This is a genomic window from Nonomuraea sp. B208, assembly GCF_057536035.1.
Map to the genome: position 1 here is coordinate 437,759 of NZ_BAAJOU010000027.1, position 15,076 is coordinate 452,834.

16 protein-coding genes are annotated in these 15,076 nt (G+C 72.3%); 12 read left to right on the forward strand and 4 right to left on the reverse strand.

The features are described 5' to 3' along the window. The first annotated feature begins 2 nt into the window (after nucleotides 1-2). The 3 genes from AC27IY_RS33615 (at nucleotide 3) to sigJ (ending at nucleotide 3,152) form a co-directional block, all read left to right on the forward strand. Entirely contained in the window at nucleotides 3-1,007 is a 1,005-nt protein-coding gene (locus tag AC27IY_RS33615; protein ID WP_487180408.1) for a HEAT repeat domain-containing protein, read from the forward strand. A gap of 70 nt (nucleotides 1,008-1,077) precedes the next feature. Next, complete coding sequence (locus AC27IY_RS33620; protein ID WP_487180409.1) at nucleotides 1,078-2,265, forward strand: NAD(P)/FAD-dependent oxidoreductase; 1,188 nt, start codon at nucleotides 1,078-1,080, stop codon at nucleotides 2,263-2,265. Beyond that, nucleotides 2,262-3,152 (forward strand): RNA polymerase sigma factor SigJ, encoded by an 891-nt coding sequence (gene sigJ / locus AC27IY_RS33625; protein WP_487180410.1) that lies wholly within the window; start codon nucleotides 2,262-2,264, stop codon nucleotides 3,150-3,152. The genes AC27IY_RS33620 and sigJ overlap by 4 nt, the downstream gene beginning before the upstream one ends. 20 nt (nucleotides 3,153-3,172) lie before the next feature. Here the strand turns inward: sigJ and AC27IY_RS33630 are convergent, their stop codons facing one another. Further along, entirely contained in the window at nucleotides 3,173-4,033 is an 861-nt protein-coding gene (locus tag AC27IY_RS33630; protein WP_487180411.1) for an SDR family oxidoreductase, read from the reverse strand. An 88-nt stretch (nucleotides 4,034-4,121) separates the two neighbouring features. Here AC27IY_RS33630 and AC27IY_RS33635 point away from each other — a divergent pair, with 88 nt between their 5' ends. From AC27IY_RS33635 to AC27IY_RS33650, 4 genes are all read left to right on the forward strand, one after another. Next, on the forward strand, nucleotides 4,122-4,898 hold the full coding sequence (locus AC27IY_RS33635; protein ID WP_423449519.1) for a TetR/AcrR family transcriptional regulator: 777 nt from the start codon (nucleotides 4,122-4,124) through the stop codon (nucleotides 4,896-4,898). Nucleotides 4,899-4,931: 33 nt separating this feature from the next. Further along, nucleotides 4,932-5,684 carry a MerR family transcriptional regulator gene (locus tag AC27IY_RS33640; RefSeq protein ID WP_487180412.1) on the forward strand — a complete coding sequence of 251 codons (753 nt, stop codon included), beginning with the start codon at nucleotides 4,932-4,934 and terminating at the stop codon, nucleotides 5,682-5,684. Further along, the gene (locus AC27IY_RS33645; protein WP_487180413.1) at nucleotides 5,684-6,520 is read left to right on the forward strand and encodes a hypothetical protein; all 837 of its coding nucleotides are present in this window, start codon (nucleotides 5,684-5,686) and stop codon (nucleotides 6,518-6,520) included. Before AC27IY_RS33640 ends, AC27IY_RS33645 begins: the two co-directional genes overlap by 1 nt. Before the next feature lie 236 nt (nucleotides 6,521-6,756). Then, a complete protein-coding gene (locus tag AC27IY_RS33650) occupies nucleotides 6,757-8,841 on the forward strand; it encodes a prolyl oligopeptidase family serine peptidase (RefSeq protein WP_487180414.1) in 2,085 nt (694 codons plus the stop codon). Between the two features lie 83 nt (nucleotides 8,842-8,924). Here the strand turns inward: AC27IY_RS33650 and AC27IY_RS33655 are convergent, their stop codons facing one another. Together AC27IY_RS33655 and AC27IY_RS33660 are read right to left on the reverse strand one after the other, a co-directional pair. Beyond that, nucleotides 8,925-9,101 (reverse strand): hypothetical protein, encoded by a 177-nt coding sequence (locus AC27IY_RS33655; RefSeq protein ID WP_487180415.1) that lies wholly within the window; start codon nucleotides 9,099-9,101, stop codon nucleotides 8,925-8,927. A 33-nt stretch (nucleotides 9,102-9,134) separates the two neighbouring features. After that, complete coding sequence (locus AC27IY_RS33660; protein ID WP_487180416.1) at nucleotides 9,135-10,037, reverse strand: LysR family transcriptional regulator; 903 nt, start codon at nucleotides 10,035-10,037, stop codon at nucleotides 9,135-9,137. A 141-nt stretch (nucleotides 10,038-10,178) separates the two neighbouring features. Between AC27IY_RS33660 and AC27IY_RS33665 the strand changes: the two genes are divergently transcribed. Further along, the gene (locus tag AC27IY_RS33665; RefSeq protein ID WP_487180417.1) at nucleotides 10,179-10,484 is read left to right on the forward strand and encodes a DUF1330 domain-containing protein; all 306 of its coding nucleotides are present in this window, start codon (nucleotides 10,179-10,181) and stop codon (nucleotides 10,482-10,484) included. Between the two features lie 258 nt (nucleotides 10,485-10,742). Here AC27IY_RS33665 and AC27IY_RS33670 read toward each other — a convergent pair whose 3' ends face one another. Then, complete coding sequence (locus AC27IY_RS33670; protein ID WP_487180785.1) at nucleotides 10,743-11,546, reverse strand: Gfo/Idh/MocA family oxidoreductase; 804 nt, start codon at nucleotides 11,544-11,546, stop codon at nucleotides 10,743-10,745. Nucleotides 11,547-11,560: 14 nt separating this feature from the next. Between AC27IY_RS33670 and AC27IY_RS33675 the strand changes: the two genes are divergently transcribed. The 4 genes from AC27IY_RS33675 to AC27IY_RS33690 are packed head-to-tail and all read left to right on the forward strand — an operon-like array spanning nucleotide 11,561 to nucleotide 15,076. Then, nucleotides 11,561-11,749 carry a DUF6069 family protein gene (locus tag AC27IY_RS33675; protein ID WP_487180418.1) on the forward strand — a complete coding sequence of 63 codons (189 nt, stop codon included), beginning with the start codon at nucleotides 11,561-11,563 and terminating at the stop codon, nucleotides 11,747-11,749. 55 nt (nucleotides 11,750-11,804) lie between these two features. Further along, the gene (locus AC27IY_RS33680; protein ID WP_487180419.1) at nucleotides 11,805-13,175 is read left to right on the forward strand and encodes an alpha/beta hydrolase; all 1,371 of its coding nucleotides are present in this window, start codon (nucleotides 11,805-11,807) and stop codon (nucleotides 13,173-13,175) included. A gap of 37 nt (nucleotides 13,176-13,212) precedes the next feature. Further along, nucleotides 13,213-13,977 carry a hypothetical protein gene (locus tag AC27IY_RS33685; protein ID WP_487180420.1) on the forward strand — a complete coding sequence of 255 codons (765 nt, stop codon included), beginning with the start codon at nucleotides 13,213-13,215 and terminating at the stop codon, nucleotides 13,975-13,977. A 46-nt stretch (nucleotides 13,978-14,023) separates the two neighbouring features. Then, the gene (locus tag AC27IY_RS33690; protein WP_449958020.1) at nucleotides 14,024-15,076 is read left to right on the forward strand and encodes a sensor histidine kinase; all 1,053 of its coding nucleotides are present in this window, start codon (nucleotides 14,024-14,026) and stop codon (nucleotides 15,074-15,076) included.

Sequence of the window (15,076 nt, forward strand, 5' to 3'; positions counted from 1 at the left end):
CCGTGTTGATCGGTGAGGTGGCGCGCCGGTCGGGGGTCAGCGCCCGCATGCTCCGGCACTACGACTCGCTCGGCCTGGTACGGCCGACGGGTCGCAGTGACGGCGGCTATCGCGAGTACTCCAGCGAGGACATCGAGCGGATCTTCCACATCGAGAGCCTGCGCTCGCTGGGGCTGTCGCTGCGTGAAGTCGGGCGCGCGCTCGATGATCCTGACTTCAGGCCCGCGGAACTCGTCGGCGACCTCATCCGCCAGACGCGGGAACGCATCGCCGCCGAGACGCGGCTGCTCACGCGGCTGCGCCGGATCGGCGCTGCCGAACCTACGGACTGGCAGGACGTGCTCCAGACCGTCGCGCTCCTGCAAGCGCTGGGCTCGAAGAGCGCCGGCAGGCGCCAGCGCGCGGCCCTGTCCTCCGTCGAGGAGGGCCCGGCGCCGGTGGAAGCGCTGGTCGAGGCGGTGCTGAACGAGACGGACCCGAACGTCGCCGGCGCCCTCCGATGGGCGCTGGCGCAAGCGGGCGACGACGGGTTGGCGCTGCTCGCGGAGGGTCTCGGCTCGCCGGTGGCCGAGGTGCGCAAGCGGGCCGTCCAGTCCATCGCCGAGATCCCGGACGGTACGGCGACCGCGCTGCTGCGCGAAGCCCTCACGAGCCCCGACGTCGTGGTCCGCGGGTACGCGGCTCTGGCGCTGGGGGCCCGTGGCGTGGCCGAAGCCGTACCGACGCTCGTCGACATGATCGTCGAGGGGACGAACGACGTCGATGCGGCCGATGCCCTGAGCGCGCTGGCGAGTCGTTCCGCGTCGGCGGATCAGATCGCTGCCATGCTCGTCGATCGCCTCGCCCGTGACACCGTCGCATCGCCGGCCCGCCTACGGCTGACACAGGCGCTCGCGGACATCCCAGGAACGACGGCGTCACGGGCCCTCGCGGATCTGTCGCAGGACGAGGACCGTGCCGTCGCGCTCACCGCGGCGTACATCCTCGGGATGCGACCCGGCGGCTGACACGTGAACGAAGTGACGCGTATCACAGCGCGTCATGTCACGTCCCAGCGATCCGCGGTGTCCTGAGGGCATGACCGAACACCACACGCCCCACAAGGTCGTCGTCATCGGCGGCGGTTACGCCGGGACACTCGCGGCCAATCATCTGCGGATGCGCGCCGACGTGGACATCACCCTGGTCAACCCCCGCCCGGAGTTCGTCGAACGCGTACGGCTGCACCAGTACGTGGCCGGCACCGGCGAGGCCACGGTGGACTACGGCACCCTGCTCGGCGAGGGCATCCAACTGGTCGTCGACAGCGCGACGCGCATCGACACCGCCGCCCGCGCCGTGCGGCTGGCGTCGGGCCGGGCGCTGGACTACGACCACGTCCTCTACGCGATCGGCAGCACCGGAGCGATACCGTCGTCGGTGCCCGGCGCGGCCGACTTCGCGTTCGACATCGCCGAGTTCGAGGCCGCGCAGCGGCTGCGCGCCAGGCTGGACGAGCTGGCTCCCGATGCGCCGGTCACCGTGGTCGGCGGCGGGTTGACCGGCATCGAGACGGCCGCCGAGCTGGCCGAGCAAGGACGCGCGGTCACGCTGGTGTGCGGCCGGAGCCTGGCGCCGTCGTTCAGCCCGTCGGGCCGCCGGGCCGTCGCCAGGTGGCTGTCCCGTCACGGTGCCGCGGTGCTGGAGGACGCCATGGTCAGCGAGGTCCGGCCGGACGCGGTCGTCTTCGCCGACGGCGCGGTGCGTGCGAGCGCGCTGACCATCTGGGCGGGCGGTTTCGGGGTGCCGCAGCTGGCGGCGGCGAGCGGGCTGCGTACCGACGCGCTGGGCCGGCTGCTCACCGACGAGACGCTGACCAGCGTCGACGACGAGCGCATCGTCGCGGCCGGGGACGCCGCCGCACCATCGGGCCGGCCGCTGCGGATGAGCTGCTACGCCGCCGGGCCGCTCGGGGCGCAGGCGGCCAACACCGTGCTGAGCCGCATCGCGGGAACCGAACCGGCCGTGATCGACCTGGCCTTCTCGGGGGCGTGTGTCAGCCTGGGCCGGCGGAGCGCCGTACGGCAGGTCGCCGGCAAGGACGACACCGCCATGAACGTCCACGTCGGCGGTCGCATGGGCGCGGTGATCAAGGAGTTGACCTGCAGGTTCGCAGTGTCGAGGATCCGCCGTGAGGCCCGCAGGCCGGGTTCGGCCGCCTGGTTCAAGGGCGGCCCGCGTCCCGAGCAGCCGGCCTCCGCTGCGCGGGCGGTCACCTCGCCGTGAACACCGACGAGCATGCCGAGCGGTTCACCCTGCTGCGGCCGCTGCTGTTCACGATCGTCTACGAGATCCTCGGCTCGGTGACGGAGTCCGACGACGTGCTGCAGAACAGCTATCTGCGGTGGGCCGAGGTGGACCTCGCGACGGTGCGGGACACCAAGTCGTACCTGGCGCGGCTGGTGACCCGGCAGGCGCTCAACGCCCTGCGGGCGAGCGCGCGCCGTCGCGAGGAGTACGTCGGCTCGTGGCTGCCCGAGCCGCTGCTGCTGGAGGAGAACGACGCCTCGGCCGACGTGCTGCTCGCCGAGTCGGTGTCGATGGCGATGCTCGTGCTGCTCGAAACGCTCACCCCCGACGAGCGTGCGGTGTTCGTGCTGCGCGAGGTGTTCGGCTTCGAGTACCACGACATCGCGGCGGCGGTGGGCAAGTCAGTGGCGACGGTTCGCCAGGTGGCGCACCGCGCCCGCGAGCACGTACGGGCGCGACGCAGACGCTTCGAGCCCGTGGACGCCGCCACGACCGCGCGGATCATCGAGCAGTTCATGACGGCGGCGGCCACCGGCGACCTGGCAGGGCTGCTCGCGCTGCTCGCGCCGGACGTCGCGTGGACCGCCGACAGCGGCGGCAAGACCACCGCGGCGCGCCGGCCGGTGGTGGGCGCGGAGAAGGTGGCCGCGGTTCTCGTGAACCTGTTCCGCCTGGGCCGGCCGGGGGACCTGCGGATCGAGCGGGTCAACTGCAACAACACCCCCGCCATGGTCCTCAGGGGCGAGCGCCTGGAAGGCGTCTTCCTGATCGAGATCGCCGGCGGGAGGATCACCAACTTCTACGCCATCCGCAACCCGGACAAACTTCTCGCGGTGGCGGCCCCGCGTCAGATCAGCCGGTAGGAGCAGGCGTCGCATCGGCACTAATCGGCCCAGGCGCGCTCCAGCAGGGCGCCGAAGGTGGCGGGCTCCCGTCCGATCAGCCCGGCGAGTGTCGGGTCGACGGCGGTGAACTCGCCGTTCCGTGCCGCCGCGAAGATGCTCAGCATCAGGTCGGCGATCGGGGCCGGGGCGCCGTGCGCCAGGAACTGCTCGTGGAAGGCGTCGTCGGAGACGACGGTACGGGTGAAGGGCCGTCCGGTGGCCTGGGAGGCGAGCTCGGCGACGGCGCCGAAGTCGAGCGCCGCCGGGCCGGTGAGCGGCGGGGTGGGCCCCTCGAAGCGGCCCTCCTCGGCGAGGATCACGGCGGTGGCTTCGGCGAGGTCGTCGTGGCCGGTCCAGGCGACGGGGCCGTCGGCGGGGAGGGCGATGTCGCCGGTGTGGCGGGCGGGCTCCAGGAAGTGCAGGGCGCTGGCCGCGTAGAAGCCGTTGCGCAGCGCGGTCCAGGGCAGGCCGGTGGCGTGCAGCAGGTCCTCGGTGCGGGCGTGGTCGCGGCACGCCTGGAAGCGGGAGTCGTGGGCGGCGCCCATCTGGCTGGTGTAGAGGATGCGGCCGACGCCGGCCTTGACGGCGGCGTCGATGGCGTTGCGGTGGCCGGTGACGCACTCCTCGCCGACGCGATCGAGGGAGACGAGGAGCACCTGCTCGGCCCCCTCGAAGGCGTGCACGAGCGAGGCGGGGTCGTCGAAGCTGCCCTGCCGGACGCGGACGCCGCGGTCGGCGAGGTCCCGGGCCTTGCGGGGATCGCGAACGCTGACGCCGACGCGGTCGGCGGGCACGCGCTCCAGGAGGCGTTCGACAGTGCGGCGGCCGAGCTTTCCGGTGGCTCCGGTCACGATGATCACAGGGTTCTCCCCACGCTGTTTCCAGTGGAATCACTTTCACGTTAACACTGAAATATCAGTGGAACCAAATCCCCGGTATCGTTGGTTCATGGCTACCCGCGACACCACCGACACCACCGACAGCCCCCGCCGCCGCATCGTCGAGGCGGCCGTCGAACTGCTGGAGAGCGGCGGTCCCGACGCGGTGAGCACCCGCGCGGTCGCCGCCGCGGCCGGCATGCAGCCGCCGGCGATCTACCGGCTCTTCGGCGACAAGGAAGGGCTTCTGGAGGCCGTCGCCGAGCACGGCTACGCCCAGTTCCTGGAGAGCAAGCGCGCGCTGCTCGACCCCGAACCGCAGGACGCGGTGGAGGACCTGCGCCGCGGCTGGGACACGGTGGTGGAGTTCGGGATCTCCCGCCCCGAGCTGTTCGCGGTGATGAACAGGGCCACCGGCCGGGGAGCGGACCTGGCACACCGCGCGGGCCTGGAGATCCTCCACGGCCGGGTGCGCCGGCTGGCGGCCGGGGGATGGCTGCGGGTCGGCGAGGAGCTGGCCGCCCAGATCATCCAGGCCACCGGCCGAGGCGCGGTCATCACCTGGCACTCCACCCCGCCGGAGCGCCGCGATCCGGCGCTGCTGACCGTTCTGCGCGAGGCCATGGTCGCCGCCATCACCCGCGCCGAACCGATGGTCCCCGCCGAGGAGACCGGCCCCGCCGCGGCGGCCCGCGCGCTGCGCGCCGCTCTGCCCGACGAGGCCGACGAGGCCGGCGTCCTGAGCGAGGCCGAGCTGCACTTGCTGCGCGAGTGGCTCACCCGCCTGGCGGCGGACGGTGGCGCGCCGCGCGATCAGGCGTACCGCCGAGAAGATCACGGCGCTTGACCATGACGTAGCGTCAACGTTTCTAATGACCGCATGAGGATCAGCGAGCTCGCGGCGATGGTCGGGGTGTCCACCCGGACCGTACGCCACTACCACCACCTGGGGCTCCTCCCCGAGCCCGAACGGCTGGCCAACGGCTACCGCGAGTACCGGCTGCGCGACGCGGTGGCGCTCGCCCGCGTACGGCGGCTGGCCGAACTCGGCCTTTCTCTCGACGAGGTCCGCGACGTCCTGGCCGACGACCAGGGCCGGGAGCTGCGGGAGGTGCTTCTGGAGCTGGACGCCGACCTGGCCAGGCAGCAAGCGGCCATCGCCGCCAGAAGGGCCCGGCTGGCGGCGCTGCTGGCGGAGGCGGACCTGCACCCCGACTCGACGGTGTCGCCCGACATGGCCGAGGTGCTGCGCGGCCTTCCCACCGGAGGCTCGGCGTTCGCCGAGTTCGACCGCGAGCTGCTGACCCTGGTCGCCACCGTGGGCGACCCGGCGGACCGGGCCGAGTTCGCCGATCTGTTGCGTCCCCTCACCGAGCCCGAGGCGTACGCGCGGGGAAATGCCCTCATCGCCCGGCTGGACGAGCTCGCCGGCGCCGACCCCGGTGATCCGCGCATCGCCGTGGTCGCGCGTGACCTCGCCGACCACCTTCCCGACGAGATGGTCTCGGTGATGCTCGCGAGCCTCGACGACGCCGGCAACGGCCACTGGCTGGAGGAGCTGCTGCGGGAAGTGCCCGCCGCCCAGGGCGAGGTCTTCCGGCTGCTCGTGACACAGCTGAAGGAGCGCGGGTGATGGTGAAGGTCGCGCGTGCCGCGTTGTACGCCGTGGTTCCCGCGGAGCTGGTGCTCGCGGTCCTGCTCGTGTCCGGCGTGTCGCTCCCGCTGCCCGTGGTCGCGGTGGCCGAGGTGGTCGTCGCCGCGATGCTCGTGCTGGAGGCGGTGACCGCGTACCGGCTGTACGCCGCGGCGCGCCGGGGCGGCGCGGACCGCTGGAGGGCATGCCGTGCCGCCTACGAGCAGCTGGTTCCCGAGCAGGTGCGGCGGATCATGGGGTTCGACCTGAAGGGCATGATCAGCCTCGCCCTGTGGATCGCCCGACGGCGCCACGGCGTGCCCGACGGCGCCACCGCCGTTTCCTACTCCCGCGCGCAGACCCTCACGATGATGATCTTCCTGGGCGCGATGGTCGTGGAGCTGGTCGTCGCGGAAGTCCTGCTGCGGGCGTTCGGCGCGCCCGCCGGCCTGCGCGCCGTGGTCCTGGTCGCCGACGCGTACGCGGTCCTGATCGTGCTCGCGGTCATCGCGGCGTGCGTCACCCGCCCGCACGTCGTCTCGGAGGACGAGGTGCGCATCCGCTACGGGGCCTTCTTCGACCTGCGGGTCCCGCGGGAGCGGATCGCGCAAGTGCGGCAGGTCCGCAACCTCAACGAGAACGGCACGGTCAAGGTGGACGGCGATCGGCTGGCCGTGGCGGTGGCGTCCCAGACCAACCTGGTGCTGGAGCTGACCGAGCCGGTCACGGCCGTCCGGCCGCTCGGCAGGCGCGCGGAGGTCCGTACGATCCGCCTGTTCGCCGACGACCCCGCAGCCGCCCTCGCCGTCCTGCGCTCCCGCCGCCTGCGATGCTAGGGTCCGGCCATGACGCACCAGCGATCAACGGGACCGAGCGGCTTCCAGTAGCGCGCCAGGAAATACCTGGCGGTGCTACATGAGGACCTCGAAGTCCATCCCGCGCGGCACCGCCGCAACGCGATCTGGTTGTACTGATCACGGCGTCGGCAGGGGAGAGGCGATCCGGCCGGCGGAGGGACGGGTGATCCCATGTCCGATGAGCCACTGGATCTTCAACATATGATCATGCGCATATGAGCGACATCACCGAACCCCCGATCGCCCGGGTGGACGTCGCCCGCGAGACCCTCCACGGCATCACGCTCGAGGACCCCTACCGGTGGATGGAAACCGAAGGCGAGGAGTTCCACCACTGGCTGGACGGCCAGGCCAGGCACGCCCGCGAGCACCTGGACGCCCTGCCGCACCGCGCCGCCCTGCTGACCCGGATCCGCGAGCTGGGCAGCGCGCTCACGCGGTACTTCGGCCTCGCGCTGGCAGCCGACAAGGTCTTCGCCCTGGTACGCGAGCCGGACGCCCCCGTGCCGGTGCTGACGGTCACCGAGGCCGGCGGAGCGAGCAGACTCCTGTTCGACCCCGGCACGGTGCCCGGCGACGGGCACCACGCCATCGACTGGTACGTGCCTTCCCCCGACGGCCGTCACGTCGCCTGCGCCGTCTCCGCCTCCGGGTCGGAGGACAGCGCCATCCACGTGATCGACGCCGACTCCGGAGCCCTGCGGGAGACGATCCCGCCCACGACGCGTTTCGCCTTCCTGAGCTGGCTGGAGAACAGCCGGTCGTTCGTCTATCACCGCTACGCCGAGCAGCACCGCCTGGACAGCCGCTCCTTCCTGCATCACCTGGGCGCCGACCCGGCGCAGGACACGGTGGTGCTGGCCCGCGGCCTCAACCCCCACGTCGAGCTGACCCCGCGGGACCGGCCTTTCCTGGTGGTGCCGCCGCACGGCGAGTGGATGCTCGCGATCGTCTCCCACGGCGCGCTCAGTCCCTGGCCCTGGACCCGCGAGCAGCTGAGCGACTGCACGATATACGTGGCGCCACGCACCGGACTGGCCGATCCTGCCACCTGCCCGTGGCGGCTGGTCGCGGGCGCAGCGGACGGCGTGACCGCCTTCGCCACCAGCCACGACACCCTCTACCTGGTCTCCCACCGGGACGCGCCGCGCTCCCGCGTGCTGGCCGTTCCGCTTGCCGCACCAGATCTGTCCCGAGCCCGAGTGGTCGTGCCCGCCAGTGAGCGGGTGGTGGAGACGGTGCGGGTGGTGGGCGACCGGCTGCTGGTGCGCGATCTCGACGGTGGCGTCAGCCGGGTACGGCACGCGCCCCTGTCCGGTGGCGAACTCACGGACCTCCCGATGCCGATGGACGGCGCCATCCTGGAGTGGACCACCCACCCCGAGCGGCCCGAAGCCCTGCTGCTGATGGCCGGCTGGACCGACGCGCCACGGCTCTACCGCTACGACGGCCAGTCCCTCCAGGACACCGGGCTGGCGCCCCGCTCACCGGTGGACTTCGGCGACGTGCACGCCCGCACCCTGCACGTGCCCGCGAGGGACGGGACGCCGATCCCGCTCACGGTCATCCACCACAAGGACCTGGAGCTGGACGGCGACAACCCCACCGTGCTCACCGGCTACGGCTCCGACGGGATGATCGACCTGCCGGAGTTCCATCCCGAGATGCTCGCCTGGTACGAGCTCGGCGGCGTCTACGCGGTCGCACACCTGCGCGGCGGCGGCGCCTACGGCCGCGAATGGCACGAGGCCGGGCGCGGCGAGCGCAAGGAGGCCACCATCACGGACCTCATCGACTGCGCCGAACACCTCATCGCCCTCGGCTACACCCGCCCGGCGCGGCTGGCCGCCAAGGGCGTCAGCGCCGGCGGCATCCCCACCGGCGGCGCGCTGGTGCGCCGCCCCGATCTGTGGGCGGCCATGGCGCTCCAGGCGCCGACGGTGAACGCCACACGCAACGAGTTCGGCGAGAGCGGGCCGGTCAACGTGCCCGAGTTCGGCAGCGTCACCACCGAGGAGGGCCTGCGCGCCCTGCTGATCATCGACGCCTACCTGCGGGTCCGGGACGGCGTGCCGTACCCGGCGGTGCTGCTGACCGCCGGCCTGCGCGACTCGCGGGTGCCACCGTGGCAGCCGGCGAAGCTGGCCGCCCGCCTGCAGGCGAGCACGGCCTCCGGCAGGCCGGTGCTGCTGCGCATCGAGGAGCACGGCGGCCACGGCGCCGGCTCGACCAGAGACCAGGAGCAGGCACTGCTCGCCGACGTGCTGGCCTTCGTCCTGCACGCCTCCGACGGGTCATGATGACGACAGACATGTCGATCCCGGCGGAGACGGGGGTGTCGGTACGACCGGCAGCGCCGCCGTAAGCCGCCTGTCGACGATCTTCAGGCCTCCAGGTAGTGCAACCCGGCGGTGGTCGTTGTCGGAAGGGGGCAGGGCCGAGCCTCGGTGAAGATCTGCGTCACGTGCTTCTCCACCGAGCCGTACGACAGGAACAGCGCGGCGGCGATCGCCCAGCCCGAGATTTCGGCGTCCGGGCGCAAGGTCTTCGGCCTCGCCATCGCGGGCGTCCGTCTCGCTTGACCTCTTGCGCGTCAGTCCTGCAGCCAGTGCAGCTCGTGCGCCAGGGTTTTGGCGACGGCGCGGATGCGGCGGTGAAGCGGCGACTGCTCGCGTGGGAGGACCAGGTGGATCGTCAGGCTGGGCGCGCCCCGCAGCGGTCGCCAGGTGAGACCGGCCGGTGATGCCGTGACCGCGGCTTCTCCGGCCGGGGCGAGGGTGACCCCGTCGCGCAGGTCGCGCTGAGACATGTCGAAAGAGACTGCGGGCGTGTGGAATCGGGGGTGTGGTCGGATGTCCCGGAACAGTGCGGACAGCTCATCGTGGATCACGGGGTTGGCCGCGCGGTCCGGGAGTCGCAGCGGATACGCGGCCGCGTCGGCGATCTCGATCTCCGAGCGTTCGGCCAGTGGATGGTGCTGCGCCAGCTGGACCCCGATGCGCTGACGCCGCAGCAGGTACCGGCGCACGCCACGGCCCGGCTGTTCGCCGCGGGTGATCCCGGCATCGATGCGGCCGTCGGCGACCGCGGGGGAGATCTCCGGTGTCGCCATCGGGACCGCGCCGACCTCGAGTCCGCTGTTGTCGCGAATCAGCCTGTCCACCAGGGCCGGTGCCGTCTCGGCCCCGGCGCTGAGGCTGTATCCGATGCGCAGCGTGCCCAGTTCACCGGCCGCCGCGCTCCGGGCGGTGTCCCATGCCCGGTCCAGCGCCGCCAGCGCGGGCGGCGCGGACTCCGCCAGAGCCGCACCGGCCGGGGTCAAGACGACGCTACGCGTGTTGCGGACCAGCAGGGCCGTACCGAGTTCCGCCTCCAATCGGCGCATCCTGGCGCTGAGTGCGGGCTGTGCGATACCGATCCGTGCGGCCGCGCGGGTGAAGTTCAACTCCTGCGCCAGCACCAGGAAGTACCGCAGGCTCACCGTGTCCGGCGCCACGTGCTCTCCCTGCCGATTGATAATGATCCGTTCTGAGTCTATCCCGTACCGGTCTTTCCCTCGGCCGCACAGCAAGCCCTAACCTGCACATATGACGATTCAACTGAGTCGGACGTGTCCGGCCGAACACAGGAGATTTCCATGGCTAAGGGCTACTGGGTCAGTGTCTACCCCGCCATTTCCGACCCTGAGAGGCTGACTGCCTACGACAAGCTGGCCGGTCAGGCTGTCCAGGCTGGGGGCGGGCGCGTCCTTTCCCGGATCCCGTCCCGTGGCGGTCGACTCGTCGCCCACGAGGCCGGAATCACGCAACGCGTCGTTCTGATCGAGTTCGACAGCTTTGAACAGGCCGTCGCGGCGTACGAGAGCGAGGCATACCAGAAGGCGCTGGTGGCCCTCCCCGACGGCTTCGAGCGCGACTTCCGCATCATCGAAGGCATCGACTGACCGGCGGGCGGTGGAGCCACCACGTTGACGCTCCACGCGGCCCTGACGCGCCAGGAGACCCTGCTCGTCACTGTCGAGGACGACGGACATGGCGACGCCTCACCGGGAAACGGAACCGGACTCACAGCCGAGGCGCCGCCGCCTTAGCCGAACACATCAACCGCATCTTCGCCACGCTCGCCCCGGGTGCCGACGACTCCGTTCGCAAACGCGTCCAAGCCGTCCTCACCTGTCTGCGGCGCTGATGCGAGCCCTGCGTCACGCCGGGCGGGTCGCCAGTTCCGCGGGCGCTTCCATCGCCGCGGACCGTTCGATGGCGGCGAGGAGCCGGTGGTGGCGCAGGCCGGTCTCGAAGCTGGGGTGTGGCTGCCGGCCTTCGGCGATGGCCCGGGCGACCTCCTGGTAGAGGGCCGCGATGTTGGCCGGCGGGCCGGACCGGACGCCGGCGGGGACGGTGCGGTAGGCGTCGGGCACGGCCAGGATGTCGTCTCCGATCCTGATGTCCCAGTCGCCCCAGTGGATGAACGTCCCCCGCTGGGCCGGGACGGCGGTCAGGGTTCCGTCGCTGCCGACGAGCTTGAGCAGGAACCCGTCGCGGGCGGGTCCGTTGCCGCCGTGCACGGCGACGGAGGCGGTGGCGCCGCTCGCGAGCAGCCCGTGCAGCAGCACGTGGCTGGGGGTGGCGTTGGGCACGGTCCGCTCCGTCCCGGCGACCAGCACGCGGTCGTGCGTGCGGGGGAGTCGTGCAGAGACCTCGGTCAGCGGGCCCGTGACCCGTTCGAGTGCGGCCAGGAAGTGGCCGGCCATGATGGTCAGGATGTCGGTCGCCTCCGCGGGGTCGAGGCCGAACACCAGGTCCGGCGGGATCCGGCTGCCGCCCAGGGGCGCGCCCTCCGCCACCAGCGTGACCGATTCGAGCGTGCCGATCCGGCCTTCGGCCAGGAGGTCGGCGGCGAAGCGGGCGCTCGGCGAGTGGTGCCCCTGGAGGACGACCGCGTGGACGACGCCCGCGGCGGTCGCCGCCTCGGTCAGCTCGCTCGCCTCGTCGGCGTCGACGCCCAGCGGCCACTCGGATAGTGCTGGAGCGCTTCACCCGCCGGGCGAGGACCATCTGGAGCGTGAGCGCCTGCGCGGTCCTGCTGATCTCCTTCGTGCCGATCGCCGGTGTCGAGGCCACCCTGGGCACGAAGATCATCCTGTCGCTGATGCATCTCGCCGCCGCCGTACTGATCCCGATGCTGCGGGCGCCGAGGAACCGAGCGTGAAAGATATGCAGAAAGAGGGACGCCCGGGCGACCGGGCCGCCGCCATCCTTCCAGAGTGAACATCGCTGCCTCGCTCATCCTCGGCGCCGCTCTCGCCGTCGCACCGGTCACGCCGCCGTCGTGGCAGGACTGCGGCGACGGCCTGCAGTGCGCGCAGCTCCAGGTTCCGGCCGACTGGGCACGCCGATCGGGACCTGAGGTCGCGATCGGCCTCGCCAAGCTGCCCGCCAGGGACCAGGCCCGTAAGAAGGGCGTGCTGCTGGTCAACACCGGTGGGCCCGGCGAGCAGATCGCGCTGCTCCGGCAGGCCAAGCAGGCGTTCGCCGAGCTGACCGAGTGGTTCGACGTCGTGATCTTCGACCCGCGGGGGTTCGGCGGCTCGACGAAGATCAACTGCCCGATCCCCGCGCCTTTCGCCACGGAGTGGGTGTTCCCCACCAAGGCGGCCTACGACGCGTACGCCGTGAAGAACCACACCTTCGGCCAGGCCTGCGCCGAGGAGGCCGGCGTCCTGTCGGGCACCCTCAACTCCTGGCAGATCGCGCACGACATGGAGGCGATCAGGAAGGCGCTCGGCCAGGCCCGGCTCACCTACTTCGGCAACTCGCACGGCACCGTGCTCGGGCAGGCCTACGCCGAGCTGTTCCCCCGCAGAGTGGGCCGCATGTACCTCGACAGCGTCCTCGACCACACCACCCCCGACCTGCGTGCCTGGCTCCGGCCGCGCGCCAAGGCCCTGGAGGGCAACTTCGCCCGGTTCGCCGCCTGGTGCCGGAGCACCGTGACCTGCGCCCTGCGCGGCAAGGACCCGGTGGCGGTCTGGGACGAGGTGATGGCGAGGGCCCGCCGCGAGCCCATCCCCGCCCCCGAGGCCGGTCCCGGGGAGCGAATCAGCGACACCCAGATCGCCTCCCGCGCCACCTTCTCCTTCGCCGACACCTGGGAGCGCCTGGCCGCCGGGCTGGCCCGCGCGCAGACCGGTGACGCCTCGTACTTCGCCAAGGTGGAGGGGGCTCCGGACCCCGACCTGTCCCGCGTCGTCCTCTGCGCGGACCTGCCCTACCCCGGCTACGACCAGGTCAAGAAGCTGGAGAGCGCCCTGCGCCGGGACACGCCGCACATCGGCTGGCGCGCGGTGTGGCCGATGGCCAACCACTGCGCGGGCCTGCCGGCGACCCGGACCTACCCGCCCCACCCTGTCGCGGCGCCGGGCCTGCCTCCCGTGCTCATCGCGGGCGGCGAGCACGACGACACCACCCCGCCCGCCGACGGCCGCCGGCTGGCCGGCCGGCTGCCCGGCGCCCGCTACCTGAAGGCCGCCGGAGGTCATGCCCTTTACCTGTCCGGCGACCCGTGCGTACGGGAGCACGTACACCGCTATCTGGTCGGCGGCCGGCTGCCCCCTGCCGGGACGACGTGTGAGTGATCAGGGGAAGCTTGGACTGACCGGAACGGGAGGAAAAATGGCGGCATGGGCGCGGCGCAGGAAAGGGAGGCTCCTGCTGGGCGGATTGGCCGCGCTGGTCGTGGCGGCGGTGGCCGGGGTGGTGTTGGCCTATCCCTCCGTGGCGGCCACCACCTGCCCCGGCTGTTACGGCCTGGAGGAGCTCCAGCCCGGCGTGTACGCCGAACCGGACCTGTCGGAGGCGCAGCGCCGGCACGTGACCGGCGTCGTCGAGCAGGCGCGGCAGCGCGTCGGAGCCTTCTACGGCGGCCGCGAGAGCTCGCCGAGCGTCCTGGTGTGCCTGACGGACGCCTGCTACCGGCGGATCGGCGGCGGCGGCGAGCGGGGGATCGCGGTGCTGAACCGGGCGGTGATGCTGTCGCCGCGCGGCGCGGACCCGGTGATCGCCTCGCACGAGCTTTCCCATGTGGAGCTGCACGTCCGGCTCAGGGGCAAGGAGGAAGAGGTGCCGCAGTGGTTCGACGAAGGCCTGGCGGTGCTCGTCTCCGGCGACCCTCGCTATCTCGCGCCGGAGACGGCCGGGAACCGGTGCCTGGTCGACACCGGCGGCGCGCTTCCCGAGTCACTGAAGGACTGGTTCGGCATGGCCGGAAGGGACCCTCAGGCGTACGCGAAGGCCGCCTGCCAGGTGAGCCGCTGGGTCCAGGCGAACGGCGGACGTGACGCGGTGCTGAAACTGATCGACCGGCTCGCGGCCGGGGACGACTTCGCGCAGCTCGTGACGGTGGCATCCTCGGGAGGCGACGCTGCGGACGTTTCGTGAGCGGCTGGTCGGCAGGCTGCCGAAGGGAACCCGGCTGGACGTCCTGGTGGTCGTCATCGCCTCCATCGTCCTCATCGCGGTCACCCTGCTGGAGAAGCGGTTTCCGGCTCCGGAGCTGCCGGTGGTGGCCGGGTTGAGCCTGGCCGGCTGCCTGCCGGTGCTGATCTGGCGCAGGCTGCCCCTCACCGCCGCCGTCCTGTCGGCCGGGGTGGCGCTGGTCGGCATGGCCGTGCCGGGGTGGCCGGGGCGGCTGGTCGCCACCTGCCTGTTCTGCGCGGCCGCCGCCCATCGGACCCGGCGGCCGTGGCTGGTCCTGGCCGCCTCCGTCGTCTGGGTGGTCATCTACGGGACGCTGCTGCCCCAGTCGATCGGGGCCGCCACGCTGACCGACCTGATCGTCCTGGGCGTCGCCCCCGTGGCGGTCGGCCGCATGCTGAGGCTGCACGCCGAGCGGGCCGCGCAGGCGGCGCGGCTCGACCACGCCGAGGCCAGACGCGCGCTCGCCGAGGAACGCGCCGGGCTCGCCCGGGACGTGCACGACAGTGTCGGCCACCACCTCACCGCGATCCGCATCCAGGCCACGGCCACCCGCCGGGCCCTGCGCGGCCGGACGCCCGCCGCCGACAAGGCGCTCGGCACCATCGCCGACCTGTCGTCCTCCGCGCTGGAAGAGGTACGCGCCCTCCTCGACACCCTCCGCGAGACCTCCGTGGAACCCGACCAGGAAGACCTCGGAGAGCTGGCGCACCGGCTCTCCACTCCGCACCTGCGGATCTCGGTCCACCGGACGGGCCACGGCCCCCCGCTGCCGCCCGGCGTGAGCCGTACGGTCTACCGCATCGTGCAGGAGGCGCTCACCAACGCCGCCCGCCACTCGGGAGCCACCGAGGTGGAGGTCCGGGTCCGGCGCGGCCGGGCCGCGGTGGCGGTCTCGATCTCCGACAACGGCCACGCCCGCGCCGGCGCGGAGGGGCGCGGCATCAGAGGCATGCGCGAACGTGCGCAGCGCCACGGCGGCACCCTCACGGCGGGCCCCGGCCCGCGCCACGGCTGGCTGGTCGAGGCCACCGTCCCGATCGACGCACCACCGGAGCTCTGA

Excerpts from the sequence above, each read along its gene's own strand:
- AC27IY_RS33650 (WP_487180414.1), top strand. The coding sequence starts at position 6,757 with ATGAGCGACATCACCGAACCCCCGATCGCCCGGGTGGACGTCGCCCGC.
- AC27IY_RS33665 (WP_487180417.1), top strand. The coding sequence starts at position 10,179 with ATGGCTAAGGGCTACTGGGTCAGTGTCTACCCCGCCATTTCCGACCCT.
- AC27IY_RS33620 (WP_487180409.1), top strand. The coding sequence starts at position 1,078 with ATGACCGAACACCACACGCCCCACAAGGTCGTCGTCATCGGCGGCGGT.
- AC27IY_RS33635 (WP_423449519.1), top strand. The coding sequence starts at position 4,122 with ATGGCTACCCGCGACACCACCGACACCACCGACAGCCCCCGCCGCCGC.
- AC27IY_RS33645 (WP_487180413.1), top strand. The coding sequence starts at position 5,684 with ATGGTGAAGGTCGCGCGTGCCGCGTTGTACGCCGTGGTTCCCGCGGAG.
- AC27IY_RS33640 (WP_487180412.1), top strand. The coding sequence starts at position 4,932 with ATGAGGATCAGCGAGCTCGCGGCGATGGTCGGGGTGTCCACCCGGACC.
- AC27IY_RS33685 (WP_487180420.1), top strand. The coding sequence starts at position 13,213 with ATGGCGGCATGGGCGCGGCGCAGGAAAGGGAGGCTCCTGCTGGGCGGA.
- AC27IY_RS33655 (WP_487180415.1), bottom strand. The coding sequence starts at position 9,101 with ATGGCGAGGCCGAAGACCTTGCGCCCGGACGCCGAAATCTCGGGCTGG.